Origin of the sequence: Denitraticella aggregata (assembly GCF_048158365.1) — a bacterium.
Classification (GTDB): domain Bacteria; phylum Pseudomonadota; class Gammaproteobacteria; order Burkholderiales; family Rhodocyclaceae; genus Azoarcus_F.
Genome location: NZ_JBLLNL010000003.1, coordinates 190,382 through 202,719 on the forward strand (window position 1 = coordinate 190,382; position 12,338 = coordinate 202,719).

Genomic DNA, 12,338 nt, shown 5'->3' on the forward strand with positions numbered 1-12,338 from the left:
CGTGACCGACAACCGCTCGGGGGAACGCTCCTCCGACCCTGCTGCGCAAAAGGCCAAGCGCTCAAAATCGTTCGGAATCTTGTAGACGCGCGGTTCTTCGCCTGCTTGAGGCGATCATGCCATAGCCGATTCCGCGCTCGCAACACGATTTTTTGACGTCGATCAATATGCTGCGACGCCGCATGTGATAAACGTGGCCTTCGAACCTGTCGATCAGGACATCGCGAAGCCAAGCGCATGTCTTGTTGCTGCCATGCAGCACGCTTATGCTTTAGGTATGAATGGCTGCGTCGGCTCACGCAGCGAGTCTGCGCGCCATCCATCTGAGGACCGCGCCGATCACCGGGAGCTTGGCGTACAACTCCTCCGCCGCATCCCAGTAGTCGCGATGCTCGGCAACCCTGCCCTGCTCGTCGAAGACCATGTGCGTGACCCCCCGCACTGTCATCGCGCGGCCATGCGTCGTGAAGCTGAACACCCATGCGAGCATCGCATCCCGGCCCTGGACGATGCGTGTGCCGACCGCGAAGCGCGGATCGTCCACCTGCGCGAACATGTGGCGGAAGATCCGTTCGATCGCGTCGACGCCGCGGACGTCGTTGAACGGGTCCTTGAAGTGCGCGTCGGCCGCGTAGAGCTCGCGCAGCCGCACGACCGAGGCCGGCGACAGACCTTCATAGAAAGCGACCAGCGACTCGACGTCTGCGTTCATGCGCCGGTGATCCTGCCGACCAGTGAAAAATACGCGCGATAGGGCAGCAACTGCAGCAGCTTCAGCACGCGGGTGAAACGCTTCGGAAAGTGTATCTCGAACTGTCCGCGGCCAAGGCCGGCGATGATCGCGTCGGCCGCCTGGTCCGGCTGCATCAGGGCCGGCATGTGAAAGTCGTTCTGCGCGGTCAGGCCGGTCGCGACGAAACCCGGGCTGATCAGATGGACCGCGATGCCGCGCGGGGACAGATCGAGGTACAGCGTCTCGGCAAAGTTGATCAACGCGGCCTTGGACGCCCCGTACGCGATCGCCTTCGGCAGCCCGGCGTAACCGGCGACGCTGCCGACCATTGCGATCGCACCTTCGCCCTGCTGCAGCAACTGCGGCAATACCGCCGCCACGCCATCCGCGACCCCGAGGAAATTGACGTCGAAAGTGCTTCGGATCGCCTCCGGGGTCATCTCCCATGCACGCAACGGTGCATAGGTCCCGGCATTGAGGATGACGAGGTCCACGCCGCCCCAGCGCTCGACGATGATCTCCAGCACGCGCGCGTAGTCGCCTTCCCGGGTGACGTCCATCGGCAGGGCCAGCGCACCAGCGCAGTCGGCCGCGACCTCCGCAAGCTTGCGCTCATCGCGCGCCGACAGGGCCAGCCATGCCCCGCGGGCGGCGAGCCTGCGCGCGAGCGCGGCACCGATGCCGCTCGATCCGCCGACCAGCCACACCCTGCGCCGGGCCCAGTCGCGTATCCGGGGATTCAGCGACTTCATTCGGGGCGCTTGTAGAAGGACAGCGTTACCTCGCCCAGCCGGAAGCCGAACTTGCTCATCACCGAGCGGTTCAGCATCACGCGGTCGTCCATCAGGAACATCCAGTCGTCGAAATCGACGTTGTACACCTTGTCGCCGACCGGCAGGGCCAGTACGTAGCGCCAGCGCAGCGCATTGCCCTGCGCCTGGCCGACCGCCTCGCCGACCACGTCGTCGGCGCGGCCGGTGTAGCGATTGCGGTCGTGCCGTACGATAGTCCACACCCGCCGTTGCGTGGTGCCGTCCGAATACGTGAAGTGTTCGTCCAGCACGCCGGTGTCACCTTCCCAGCTGGCTTCAATCACCACATGAAAGCGACGCACGACCTCGCCCGAGCGATCCTGAAAGATGCCGTGCGCGTCGAGCGTACCGTCGAAATAGCTGCGCAGGTCGAGTTCGGGTTTTTCCATCGCGTACCTGTCGATATCCACCGACCCGCAACCGGCCAGCCCCACGAGGCCGGCAAACATCACTGCAATCCTGTTCATGTCGCGCCTTCCGCAAAATCGAGTTCGTCGCGCAGCGCCCACAACAGCACGGACGCGCAGACCTTGAGCGCCACCGGCAGCAGCGCATAGACCGCCGCCAGGGCCCGTAGCGACGCGGGATCGGTGCTCCCCGAGGCATAGCCGAACAGGGCCAGCAAGGGCAGCGCAAGGCCCGCCGCGAGCGCGAGATTCGCCTTGGTCACGAAGTTCCACCAGCCGAACCACGCCCCGGCGCGCGCCGTCCCGCCGCGCGCGCCATCGCGGGCCAGCAGGTCGGCCAGCATCGCCGGCGGCAGCGCCAGATCCGCACCGAGGGCCATGCCCGACAGCACGCAGATCAGGGCAAAGGGCAGGACGTCGCCCGGGCCCAGCGTCCACGCCCATACGAACACGACGATCGCGAGCAGCATCGACGACAACCATGCGCGCACCTTCCCGATCCGGCGCGACAGCGCCACCCACAACGGCAGGCTCGCCGCCCCGGCCACGAAATACAGCACCAGGAACAGGCCTGCCAGGCGCTCCGCGCCGAGCAGGTCGGACACAAAGAACAATACGGTCGAGGCCGGCACCGCCGCGGCGATGCCATTGGCCGCGAACACGATGATCAGCAGCCTGAACGGTCGATGCATCAACGCAGCACCAAGGGAACCGAGCATCGGCGCATTGGAGCGCAGCGGCGTGGGCCCCGCCGGCGCGAACGCGAGCGAGATCACCGCGGCGACCAGCAACAAGGGCAGAAACAGCGCCCCGAGTGCGGCCAGCCCCGCCACCTCGTCGTCTGCGATCAGGCCGGGCAGCGCCGCCGCGAGCACGACACCGATCAGCGCGAAGCCCTCGCGCGCCGCGACCACACGGGTGCGCCCATGCGGCGTATGCGCAACCTCCGCCCCCCACGCACCATAGTTGATCGACGCGGCCGAGAATCCCAACGTCACGATCAGCACCATCAGCCCCAACCAAAGCGCGCCCGCCTCGGGCGGCGGCGCGAGCAGGCCGAACATGCCGGCGCCGAGCAGCGGCAGGGACAGCGCGATCATGCCCTTGCGTGCCCCGACCCGGTCGCTGACCCAGCCGATCATCGGGTCACTGAGCGCATCGAAGATCCTGACGCCGAGCAGCACGCCGCCCACCGTTGCGAGCGGCACGCCGAGGCCGTCGGAGTAGAGCTTCGGCACATGAACATAGATCGGCAGGGCTGCAAAGGCCAGCGGCAGGCCGAAGACGCCATAGGCCGCCAGATGCGACACGCCCATTTCGGCGCCGCGTCGCAGTCGCCCGATCGGCTCGTCGCCCAGCACGGGGGCCGGTCCCGCCGCGTCCAGGCGCGACTCAGCCATCGGTCGACGCGCCGAGCAGGCGCGCCCGCAGGCCGGGTTCGCGGGTGCGCTCATCCAGCCAGATTGCGAAGAACGCGCGTGCAAACGCGGGATCCAAGATCTCGACGGTGAGTTCGTTTCCAAAATAGAAGGCGACCCCCCGTCCGGCGAGATTGACACCGGTGATGCGGTCGCCGGCAGCCACATCCGGGAAAGCGGCCTGCAGCCGTGGCCCCCATCCGGACAACTGCGCCTCGGATGCCTGACCCAGCCGTCGCATCTCGTCCAGGCTGGCCTGCACCAGGCGGGACGCATCGATCGCGCGCGCGTAACGGATCACCAGCGCGAAATCGTCATGCGTGTCCCAGCGTAACGGATCGGCCGCCCACAGCGCCGCCCGGTAGACGCGGAAACCGAACCAGCGCAATTCGCCGCTGCCGATCGCCTGCCATTGCTGCTCCCCGAGCGGGTGGGGTAGCGCGGGCGCGTCCTGCGCCGCGTGCGCCGCGCTCCACAGCGCAACGAACGTCAGCGCCATGATGGCCGCGACCTGACGCAAGCACGCCGTGCCATCTGAGCGCCGACGCAGCGAAGTCTCAGCCACGATGGACGATTTCATAGTGGTGGACGTCGATCGAGCCGGTTTCGAACCCTGCCTCGCAATACGACAGATACATGCGCCACATGCGGATGAAACGCTCGGAGAAACCCTGCGCCCGGACCGCAGGAAGGCAAGCAATGAAGTTCCGGTGCCAGTGCGCGAGGGTCCGCGCATAGTCCCGTCCGAACGCGAAGTCGCCCGCCAGCGACAATCCGGCAGCGTCGACCTGCTTGCCGATCTCGGCCGGCGACGGCAGCATGCCGCCCGGAAACACGTAGCGCTGGATGAAATCGGTACCTCGACGATAGCGATGGAACAGATCATCGTCGATCGTGATCGCCTGGATCACGCAGCGCCCACCGGGTCTGAGCAGATCCGCGATGCGTTCGAAGTACACCGGCCAGAACCGCTCACCGACCGCCTCGATCATCTCGATCGACACGATATGGTCGTACTGGCCCCGCACGTCGCGATAGTCGCACAGCTCGAAGCTGGCCCGATCCGCGAAGCCGCCGCGCTCCGCGCGCGCCTGCGCGTATGCGAGCTGAGCCGGCGACAGCGTCACCCCCAGCACCCGGCAACCGAACTCGGTTGCCGCAACCTCCGCGAATGCGCCCCAGCCGCAGCCGATCTCAAGGATCAGCTGGCCGGGACGTGCATCCAGGCGCTCCAGGATGCGGCGGTACTTGCGCAACTGGGCGGCCTCGAGCGCCTCGTCCGGCGACGCGAACACCGCGGCCGAATACGTCATGCCCGGGTCCAGCCACAGCGTGTAGAAATCGTTGCCGAGATCGTAGTGCGCCTCGATGTTGCGCCTGGCGCCGCTGCGGGTATTGGCCCGCAGCAGGTGCCACAGCCTGTGCCCGGCCAGCCGGATGAAGCGGCCGTACACCGCCCGTCCGAGCACGTCGCGATTGCGTGCCAGCAGGCTCAGCACCGCAGTCGGATCGTCGCTGTCCCAGGCCTCGTCCATCCACGCCTCGGCCAGGCCGATGTCGCCGGTGGCCAGAGCCAGGTCGAACACGTTCAGATCGCGGACGCGCCAGTGCGCCACCAGCGGACCATGCCCGACCCGGATCCGCTGCCCGTCCGGAAGCTCGATCGCCAGCGCACCCCCCTGCAGGCAGTCGAGCAGTTCGAGCCCCAGACGCGCGCTGCGGGGTAGCGTAGCCAGCTGGCGCGGACAAAAGCGCGGCAGGGCCTGTTCGATGATGTTCATGTCGTCGTTTCCTCGAGAGGGGGCGGTGGTTTGCGATAGAAACGCACCTTTTTGAGCCACAGGCGCAACGCCTGCCAGTGAATTCGGGCCACCACGCCCAGGGTCATCAGCGGAAAGCGCAGCAGCCAGCGCATCATCGCGCGCCCGTTCAGCGCCTCGGCACGTCCGCCCACGCGCGTGCCGAGCTGCTTGACGCCGTCGCTGAAGTAGTCGATCGCGACCGCATGAAACTCGGCCCGGCGCTCGATACGGAAGCGGTACTCACCCGCCACCGGAAAGAACGGCGACACATGGAAGACCTTGCGCGCGGCCAGTTGTTCTCCGTTCGCGATCGGGCGCAGATCCGGGTGGTGAATCAGGTAGTTGTGCCGTTCGCCGAAGGTGTTGTTGACCTCGGCGAGCACGACCCGCAGAAGCCCGCCACGGTCATGGCAGAACCAGAAACTGACCGGATTGAACACGAAACCGAAAAGTCTCGGCATCGCCTGCAGCATGACCTCACCGTCCGCGACCTCGGCCAGCCCATGCTGCGCGAGGCGCGCGCGAATCCACGCCAGCAGCGGAGAACCGTCGCGCGGGCCGTGGTCCCGGGTGCGGAAGGCGAAGATGCCGGGACCATCGATACCGAGCAGCGGCACCGACAGCTCATGAAGCCGGGACAATGGCAGGCGCAGGAACGCGAGCGGATAGACGAAGCGGTTGGTCGCCCCGACGTGACGCTCATGGGTCACGGCGCCGAAGCACACGGACGCGTCCAGCGGCTGCACGATGGCGTTCATGCGACCCGCTCCAGCGGTTCATGACGCCGATGTTCGCGCGCGACGTCATCACGCCACGGAATGCTGCCGCCCAGCCGTTCCACGACGCTCAGCGCGGACTTGAGCCCATCCTCATGGAAGCCATAACCGGTCCATGCGCCCGCGAACCAGGTCTTGCGCACGCCCTGAATCCGGTGCAGCTGCGCCTGCGCATCGACCGCGCCCTCGTCGAACACCGGGTGGGCATAATCGAAGGATCGGATCACCTTGTCCGGCGCCGGTTCGCGGAACGGATTCAGCGAAACGATGACCGGAGTGTCGACCGGCAGTGGCTGCAGCCGGTTGATCAGATAGCTGACCGACACCGGGCGCGCATCGACATCCCCGCGACCGGCCAGGTAGTTCCACGCCGACCAGACCGCCTTGCGGCGAGGCAGCAGTGCGGCATCGGTATGAAGCACCGCGCGGTTGGGCTGGTAGCGAACTGCGGAGAGCAGGCGGCGCTCCAGCACACTCGCGTCGGACCCGAGGATGGCCAAGGCCTGGTCGCTGTGACAGGCGAAGATGACGTCGTCGAAGCGTTCGGTTCCGCGGACGGACTGGACCCACACCCCGGCATCGTCGCGCACCACGCTGTGGACCGGGCTGTTCAAGCGCAGGTCATCCAGGAGCGAGACGATCTTGCGCACATACGCCCGACCGCCACCCTTCACCGTGAGCCAGCGCGGCCGGTCCAGCACCTGCAGCAGGCCATGGTTGTGGCAGAAACGCACGAAGGTCGAGAGCGGATAGTCGAGCATCGCGCGGGTCGGGCACGACCAGATCGCGGCGGCCATCGGAAGCAGGTACCAGTCGCTGAAGGCCTTGCCGTAATGATTCGACGCGAGGTAGGCGCCAAGCGGAACGTCCGGCGCGTCACCTGCGAGCGCCATGCGGGTGGCCTCACGGTTGAATCGCATGATGTCAGACAGCATGCGCCACATCGCGGGTCTGACCAGATTGCTGCGCTGTGCGAAAACGGTGCCTAGGTCAGACCCCGCCCACTCTACATCGGGCGCGTCGAGACTCACGCCGAACGACATCTCGGACTCGACCCACTTGACCCCGAGCACGCCGAACATCGCGCACAGGTTAGGATAGGTCTTGCGGTTGAACACCAGAAAACCGGTATCGACCGGAAACGACCGGCCGTCGACGGTGACGTCGACCGTATTGGTGTGCCCACCGGCGTACGCGTTGGCCTCAAACACCGTGACCTTCGCGTTGCGCGACAGCAACCAGGCGGCCGACAATCCGGCCACGCCGGCCCCGATGACCGCGATGCGGCGCGCGCCCCCGTTGGTCAAGCGCTCCAGTTCTCCCAGCTTCATGTCGGGTCTCCCGAGGATTCGTCACCGCGACCACCGGTCGCAAGCCCAAGCGGCGATGGATGCAGCGACGCCATCACGGATTCACGCCCTCGATGAGTGCGTAGGCGGAATGGTTGTGGATCGACTCGAAGTTCTCTGACTCGACCACCCAGGATGCGATCCGCGAATCTCCGCCGAGGCGCAGCGCGATGTCCCGAACCAGGTCTTCGACGAACTTGGGGTTGTCGTAGGCGCGCTCGGTCACCCATTTCTCGTCGGGGCGCTTGAGCAGACCGAACACTTCGCACGAGGCCTCGTCTTCGGCGACCCGGACCAGTTCCTCTATGCTCACATCCTCGCGCAGCTTCGCGGTGATCGTGATGTGCGAACGCTGATTGTGCGCGCCGTAGTCGGAGATCTTCTTCGAGCAAGGACACAGGCTGGTCACCGGCGCGACGACCTTCAAGGTCACCTCTGCGTCTGCGTCGGCACTTTTGTCGATCATCAGGGCCGCATCGATATCGAGCAGACTATCCACTCCCGAGACGGGCGCCGCCTTGCGCAGAAAGTACGGAAATTTCATCTCGATCCGGCCGGCCGAAGATTCCAGGCGCTCGAGCATCTCGACGAACATCACCTGCAGTCCGGACAGTTCGAGCGGCTCGCGCTCGGCCTCCAGGATCTCGACGAAGCGGGACATGTGCGTTCCCTTGACTTCGGGGGGAAGCGAAACCGTCATCTCCAGCGTTGCCACGGTATGACGCACGTCGCCCCACACGCTGCGAAGCGCGATCGGATAGCGTAGTCCGCGCACACCCACGCGCTGGATCGCCAGCGCACGCGTGTCCTCGCTCGCCTGCACGTCGGGTAGGAAGATTCGTTCGGGTGCGTTCATGATTTCTCCTGTTCGGGGCTGGTTCTTTCCGGAATGGAATCGGGGGATGCGCTCGCGCTGTGCAGCGATTCGGCATCGGTGACGGACAGTCTATCGTTGTTGCACAGGTGCGCATCGCCGCCGGACGAGGCATTCAGTATGAGGCCGGCTCGGTGGATCATCAATTTGAGCTTCAGCGCCGCATCGACACAACTGTCCTGGACAAAACTGGAATGAGCATCAACATCGGGCGGCGCGGACGCCGTGCTTGCGGCGTGACTCTGGCCGGCGATCCACAAGGCTGCCGCGGCAATGCCGACGGCGCACATCACAGGGATCACACGTGCTCTGGGAATCGTTAACGTTTTCATTTTGTTTGTCCTAGACAAGTTAAACGTATGGCTCTAAGATAGGACCACATTCAACCGATGTCAACTACTTGTCCAAGACAAACGGATCATGACAGTGCAACCTCTGTTCAACATCGCCGCGGTCGAACGAGACACCGGGCTTTCCAAGGACACACTCAGAGTGTGGGAGCGCCGCTACGGCTTTCCATCTCCGCTGCGTGACGAGAACGGCGATCGCGCCTATCCGCCGGAACAGGTGGAGAAATTGCGTCTGATCCGCCGCCTGCTCGACCTGGGCAAACGTCCGTCCAAGGTGGTTGGCGCGTCGACCGAAGACCTGCTGCAGGAGATCGAAACCCATCAACCGCCGCATCAGTCGGACAGCGCGGTACCGGAGGAGGATTTCCTGCGGCTGGTCAGACTCCATTCCATCGACGAACTTCGCTCGACCCTGAGCCAGATGTTGCTCAAGCAGGGGCTGCAGCGCTTCGTATCCGAAACCGTGGATCGGCTCAACGTCGCGATCGGGCAATCCTGGATGCGGGGAGAACTGGACGTCTCGGAAGAGCACCTGTATTCGGAGCAGTTGCAGAATGTGCTGCGCAACGCAATCGGTTCGCATTCGAATCCAGGATCGCGCCCGCGCGTGCTGCTGACGACCTTTCCCGAGGAGATGCACGGGCTGGGCCTGCTGATGGCCGAGGCGATGCTGGTGCCGGAAGGTGCGTGCTGCGTTTCACTCGGCATTCAGACACCGTTGGCCGACATTCGCAGCGCGGCGATCGCCGGCAATTTCGACGTCGTCGCGCTGTCTTTCAGTGGCGCCTATCCGACGCGCCAGGCGATCGAAGGTCTGAACCAGTTGCGCAGCATGCTGCCGGACGGGGTCGCGCTATGGGCCGGCGGAGCGGCCCTGCTGGGCAAGCAGGCCAGGCTGGATGGCGTGCGCGTCATCACGTCGCTACCGGATGCTGTGGCCGCACTCGGGGAGTGGCGCGCAGCGCATCAGAGCTGACCGCCGCGGCCTCCGGACGCTACAATGGCTGATTCGTCATCACAGCCCCACGACACGCATGCGTTACGCCGGCCCTGCCTTCGAAGCCAAGATCTGCGACCCGCAGCAGTTGCGCGAGCGCGCCGCGTCCCTGCCGCGGCCGCTGGTGTTCACCAACGGTTGTTTCGACATCCTGCATCGCGGCCATGTCACGTATCTGGCGCAGGCTCGCGCGCTCGGCGCGTCGATGGTGGTGGCGCTGAACACCGATGCTTCGGTCAGACGCCTGGGCAAGGGCGAGGATCGGCCGATGAACCCGCTGGAAGACCGTATCGCGGTGATGGCGGCGCTGGACTGCGTGGATCTGGTGACCTGGTTCGACGAGGACACGCCGCTCGCGCGGATCATCGAGGCACGACCCGAAGTTCTGGTGAAGGGCGGCGACTGGCGCTTGGAGCACATCGTCGGCGCGTCCGAAGTGATCGGCTGGGGGGGTTCGGTGCACTCGATCCCGTTCGAGCATGAACGCTCCACGACGCACCTGATCGAGCGCATTCGACGGCAGCGCGGCTGAGCGCGCCACAAGGCGCCGCCACGGCCGGCGAATCGACGACGGCCGGCACGCGGGACAGGCCCGCGTGCCGCATCAGCGGCCGGACGCCCTCACTCGGCGGTACGCTGCCACGCCGGTATCGTGAACGACTCGTCGAACTGAGGAAACGAACGATCGTGTTCCATCAGCAGGCGAAGAAGAGTCGAGGCGTTCTCCGGCGCGAACCCGGCACGCGCGCCCCCGCGCGAATCGCTCATCAGCTCGGTCAGCAGGACGCGGCACTCGGCCTTGCCCCACAACTCGTCGATCCGCCTCAGATGCGGATGCGTGGCGTACAGTCGGGTGGTGTCGGTGTTGGGCATGTTGGAGAGCTCACTGTGGAACTGTCAGGAACACAAGGACGAGAATATCCACCTTGCCGTCAGACGGGTCAAGTCGCACCCATGCCCGCTGGGCTCGATGCCGGTAGAATGGCGGCGATGACCATCACGACCGCCCCCGCTCCCGCCCTTCACATTCTGGACCACGTGTTCGGCTACACCGCCTTTCGGGGCGAGCAGCAGGCGATCGTCGAGCATGTGGCCGGCGGAGGCGATGCGCTGGTGCTGATGCCCACCGGCGGCGGGAAATCCCTGTGCTACCAGATCCCGGCCCTGCTGCGCGACGGCACCGCGATCGTCGTGTCGCCGCTCATCGCACTGATGCACGACCAGGTCAGCGCATTGGTCGAGGCGGGAGTGTCGGCCGCCTTCCTCAATTCCAGCCTGGACGCGGAAGCCGGCCGCGCGGTGGAAAGACGCCTGTTCGACGGTGATCTCGACCTCCTCTATGTCGCGCCCGAACGCCTGATGACGCCGCGCTTTCTGGATCAGCTCGATCACCTGCGCGACACCCGGCGCCTGGCGCTGTTCGCGATCGACGAGGCCCACTGCGTGTCGCAATGGGGTCATGACTTCCGGCCGGAATATCTGCAGCTATCCATCCTGCCCGAGCGCTATCCGGCGATTCCCCGCATCGCACTGACCGCCACCGCCGACCGGCAGACCCGCGAGGAGATCGCGGCGCGGCTGCGCCTGGACACGGCCCGGCGCTTCATCTCCAGTTTCGACCGACCGAACATCCGTTACACCATCGTCGAGAAGCACGATCCACGCCGCCAGTTGCTCGGTTTCATCCGAGAGGAATGCCTGGGCGACGCGGGCATCGTGTACTGCCTGTCGCGGCGCAAGGTCGAGGAGACGGCCGCGTGGCTGCAGGAGCAGGGCATCACGGCCCTGCCCTACCATGCCGGCATGCCGGTAGAGCAGCGCTCCGCGAACCAGATCCGCTTCCTGCGCGAGGATGGCATCGTGATGGTGGCGACGATCGCGTTCGGCATGGGCATCGACAAGCCGGACGTGCGCTTCGTCGCGCATCTGGACCTGCCGCGCTCGATCGAAGGCTATTACCAGGAGACCGGTCGGGCCGGCCGCGACGGCCTGCCCGCACAGGCGTGGATGACCTGGGGCGCACAGGACGTGGTTCAGCAGCGCCGCATGGTGGACGAGTCCGAGGCCGACGAGACCTTCAAGCGCCTCGCGCGCAACCGTCTGGACGTGCTGGTCGGACTGGTCGAGGCGACCGATTGCCGGCGTCAGCACCTGCTCGCCTATTTCGGTGAAGCCGCCACGCCCTGCGGCAACTGCGACAACTGCCTGCATCCGCCGCAGACCTGGGATGCGACCGAGGCGGCGCGCAAGGCGCTGTCATGCGTCTACCGCACCGGACAGCGCTATGGCGCCGGACACCTGATCGACGTGCTGCGCGGCGAGATGACCGACAAGGTGCGCGAACGCGGTCACGACACGATCAGCACCTTCGGCATCGGGGCGGAGCTTGACGAGAAGGGCTGGCGCACGGTCTTTCGTCAGCTCGTCGCACGCGAATTGCTCGCGGTCGATCATGAGCGTTACAACGCGTTGATGCTGACCGACCATGCCAGACCGCTGCTGCGCGGAGACGCGCGCTTTGACTTGCGCGTGGAAAGGGAACGGCCCCGCACCCGCGCGAAGCGGCGCAGCAGCGGAAGCCTGGATATTCCGGGCGGCATTCCGACGACGCTGTTCGATCGTCTGCGCGCGTGGCGGGCCGAACAGGCGAAGGAACGCAATGTGCCCGCCTACGTGATCTTTCACGATGCGACGCTGCGCGAGATTGCGATCGCGCGCCCGCGCAGCGTGGCCGATCTGGCCGTCATCAGCGGTATCGGCGACCGCAAGCTCGAGGCCTACGGCGAGGCGATCCTCGAGGTGGTCGCCCGCACCACGTAA

Annotated in this window: 14 protein-coding genes; 3 read left to right on the forward strand and 11 right to left on the reverse strand. The window is 65.9% G+C overall.

Annotated elements, in window-relative coordinates; all coding sequences use genetic code 11:
- Nucleotides 1–295: 295 nt before the first annotated feature.
- The 10 genes from ACKVEX_RS05865 to ACKVEX_RS05910 all read right to left on the reverse strand — a co-directional run bounded on the left by ACKVEX_RS05865 (nt 296) and on the right by ACKVEX_RS05910 (nt 8,503).
- On the reverse strand, nt 296–712 hold the full coding sequence (locus ACKVEX_RS05865) for a nuclear transport factor 2 family protein (protein ID WP_473214764.1): 417 nt from the start codon (nt 710–712) through the stop codon (nt 296–298).
- Nucleotides 709–1,485 (reverse strand): SDR family NAD(P)-dependent oxidoreductase, encoded by a 777-nt coding sequence (locus ACKVEX_RS05870; RefSeq protein WP_473214765.1) that lies wholly within the window; start codon nt 1,483–1,485, stop codon nt 709–711. Before ACKVEX_RS05870 ends, ACKVEX_RS05865 begins: the two co-directional genes overlap by 4 nt.
- Entirely contained in the window at nt 1,482–2,012 is a 531-nt protein-coding gene (locus ACKVEX_RS05875; protein ID WP_473214766.1) for a DUF3833 domain-containing protein, read from the reverse strand. The genes ACKVEX_RS05870 and ACKVEX_RS05875 overlap by 4 nt, the downstream gene beginning before the upstream one ends.
- Nucleotides 2,009–3,352 carry an MFS transporter gene (locus tag ACKVEX_RS05880; RefSeq protein ID WP_473214767.1) on the reverse strand — a complete coding sequence of 448 codons (1,344 nt, stop codon included), beginning with the start codon at nt 3,350–3,352 and terminating at the stop codon, nt 2,009–2,011. The genes ACKVEX_RS05875 and ACKVEX_RS05880 overlap by 4 nt, the downstream gene beginning before the upstream one ends.
- Nucleotides 3,345–3,869 carry a chalcone isomerase family protein gene (locus ACKVEX_RS05885; RefSeq protein ID WP_473214768.1) on the reverse strand — a complete coding sequence of 175 codons (525 nt, stop codon included), beginning with the start codon at nt 3,867–3,869 and terminating at the stop codon, nt 3,345–3,347. The genes ACKVEX_RS05880 and ACKVEX_RS05885 overlap by 8 nt, the downstream gene beginning before the upstream one ends.
- A gap of 58 nt (nt 3,870–3,927) precedes the next feature.
- A complete protein-coding gene (locus ACKVEX_RS05890; protein WP_473214769.1) occupies nt 3,928–5,151 on the reverse strand; it encodes a class I SAM-dependent methyltransferase in 1,224 nt (407 codons plus the stop codon).
- A complete protein-coding gene (locus tag ACKVEX_RS05895; RefSeq protein ID WP_473214770.1) occupies nt 5,148–5,930 on the reverse strand; it encodes a DUF1365 domain-containing protein in 783 nt (260 codons plus the stop codon). Before ACKVEX_RS05895 ends, ACKVEX_RS05890 begins: the two co-directional genes overlap by 4 nt.
- Entirely contained in the window at nt 5,927–7,279 is a 1,353-nt protein-coding gene (locus ACKVEX_RS05900) for an NAD(P)/FAD-dependent oxidoreductase (RefSeq protein ID WP_473214771.1), read from the reverse strand. The genes ACKVEX_RS05895 and ACKVEX_RS05900 overlap by 4 nt, the downstream gene beginning before the upstream one ends.
- A gap of 73 nt (nt 7,280–7,352) precedes the next feature.
- The gene (gene folE2, locus ACKVEX_RS05905) at nt 7,353–8,153 is read right to left on the reverse strand and encodes a GTP cyclohydrolase FolE2 (protein ID WP_473214772.1); all 801 of its coding nucleotides are present in this window, start codon (nt 8,151–8,153) and stop codon (nt 7,353–7,355) included.
- Nucleotides 8,150–8,503 (reverse strand): hypothetical protein, encoded by a 354-nt coding sequence (locus tag ACKVEX_RS05910; protein WP_473214773.1) that lies wholly within the window; start codon nt 8,501–8,503, stop codon nt 8,150–8,152. The genes folE2 and ACKVEX_RS05910 overlap by 4 nt, the downstream gene beginning before the upstream one ends.
- An 88-nt stretch (nt 8,504–8,591) precedes the next feature.
- On the opposite strand from ACKVEX_RS05910, the gene ACKVEX_RS05915 reads away from it, so the two are divergent.
- Together ACKVEX_RS05915 and rfaE2 are read left to right on the forward strand one after the other, a co-directional pair.
- Entirely contained in the window at nt 8,592–9,497 is a 906-nt protein-coding gene (locus tag ACKVEX_RS05915) for a MerR family transcriptional regulator (protein WP_473214774.1), read from the forward strand.
- Between the two features lie 58 nt (nt 9,498–9,555).
- The gene (rfaE2, locus tag ACKVEX_RS05920; RefSeq protein ID WP_473214775.1) at nt 9,556–10,050 is read left to right on the forward strand and encodes a D-glycero-beta-D-manno-heptose 1-phosphate adenylyltransferase; all 495 of its coding nucleotides are present in this window, start codon (nt 9,556–9,558) and stop codon (nt 10,048–10,050) included.
- An 89-nt stretch (nt 10,051–10,139) separates the two neighbouring features.
- On the opposite strand, the gene ACKVEX_RS05925 is transcribed toward rfaE2, so the two are convergent.
- Entirely contained in the window at nt 10,140–10,391 is a 252-nt protein-coding gene (locus ACKVEX_RS05925; RefSeq protein ID WP_473214776.1) for a hypothetical protein, read from the reverse strand.
- Nucleotides 10,392–10,499: 108 nt separating this feature from the next.
- Between ACKVEX_RS05925 and recQ the strand changes: the two genes are divergently transcribed.
- A complete protein-coding gene (recQ, locus tag ACKVEX_RS05930; RefSeq protein WP_473214777.1) occupies nt 10,500–12,338 on the forward strand; it encodes a DNA helicase RecQ in 1,839 nt (612 codons plus the stop codon).

Bases quoted from the DNA above. Each gene is read 5' to 3' on its own strand.
- ACKVEX_RS05865 (WP_473214764.1), bottom strand. From the start codon at position 712: ATGAACGCAGACGTCGAGTCGCTGGTCGCTTTCTATGAAGGTCTGTCG.
- ACKVEX_RS05870 (WP_473214765.1), bottom strand. From the start codon at position 1,485: ATGAAGTCGCTGAATCCCCGGATACGCGACTGGGCCCGGCGCAGGGTG.
- ACKVEX_RS05875 (WP_473214766.1), bottom strand. From the start codon at position 2,012: ATGAACAGGATTGCAGTGATGTTTGCCGGCCTCGTGGGGCTGGCCGGT.
- ACKVEX_RS05880 (WP_473214767.1), bottom strand. From the start codon at position 3,352: ATGGCTGAGTCGCGCCTGGACGCGGCGGGACCGGCCCCCGTGCTGGGC.
- ACKVEX_RS05885 (WP_473214768.1), bottom strand. From the start codon at position 3,869: ATGGCGCTGACGTTCGTTGCGCTGTGGAGCGCGGCGCACGCGGCGCAG.
- ACKVEX_RS05890 (WP_473214769.1), bottom strand. From the start codon at position 5,151: ATGAACATCATCGAACAGGCCCTGCCGCGCTTTTGTCCGCGCCAGCTG.
- ACKVEX_RS05895 (WP_473214770.1), bottom strand. From the start codon at position 5,930: ATGAACGCCATCGTGCAGCCGCTGGACGCGTCCGTGTGCTTCGGCGCC.
- ACKVEX_RS05900 (WP_473214771.1), bottom strand. From the start codon at position 7,279: ATGAAGCTGGGAGAACTGGAGCGCTTGACCAACGGGGGCGCGCGCCGC.
- folE2 (WP_473214772.1), bottom strand. From the start codon at position 8,153: ATGAACGCACCCGAACGAATCTTCCTACCCGACGTGCAGGCGAGCGAG.
- ACKVEX_RS05910 (WP_473214773.1), bottom strand. From the start codon at position 8,503: ATGAAAACGTTAACGATTCCCAGAGCACGTGTGATCCCTGTGATGTGC.
- ACKVEX_RS05915 (WP_473214774.1), top strand. From the start codon at position 8,592: ATGACAGTGCAACCTCTGTTCAACATCGCCGCGGTCGAACGAGACACC.
- rfaE2 (WP_473214775.1), top strand. From the start codon at position 9,556: ATGCGTTACGCCGGCCCTGCCTTCGAAGCCAAGATCTGCGACCCGCAG.
- ACKVEX_RS05925 (WP_473214776.1), bottom strand. From the start codon at position 10,391: ATGCCCAACACCGACACCACCCGACTGTACGCCACGCATCCGCATCTG.
- recQ (WP_473214777.1), top strand. From the start codon at position 10,500: ATGGCGGCGATGACCATCACGACCGCCCCCGCTCCCGCCCTTCACATT.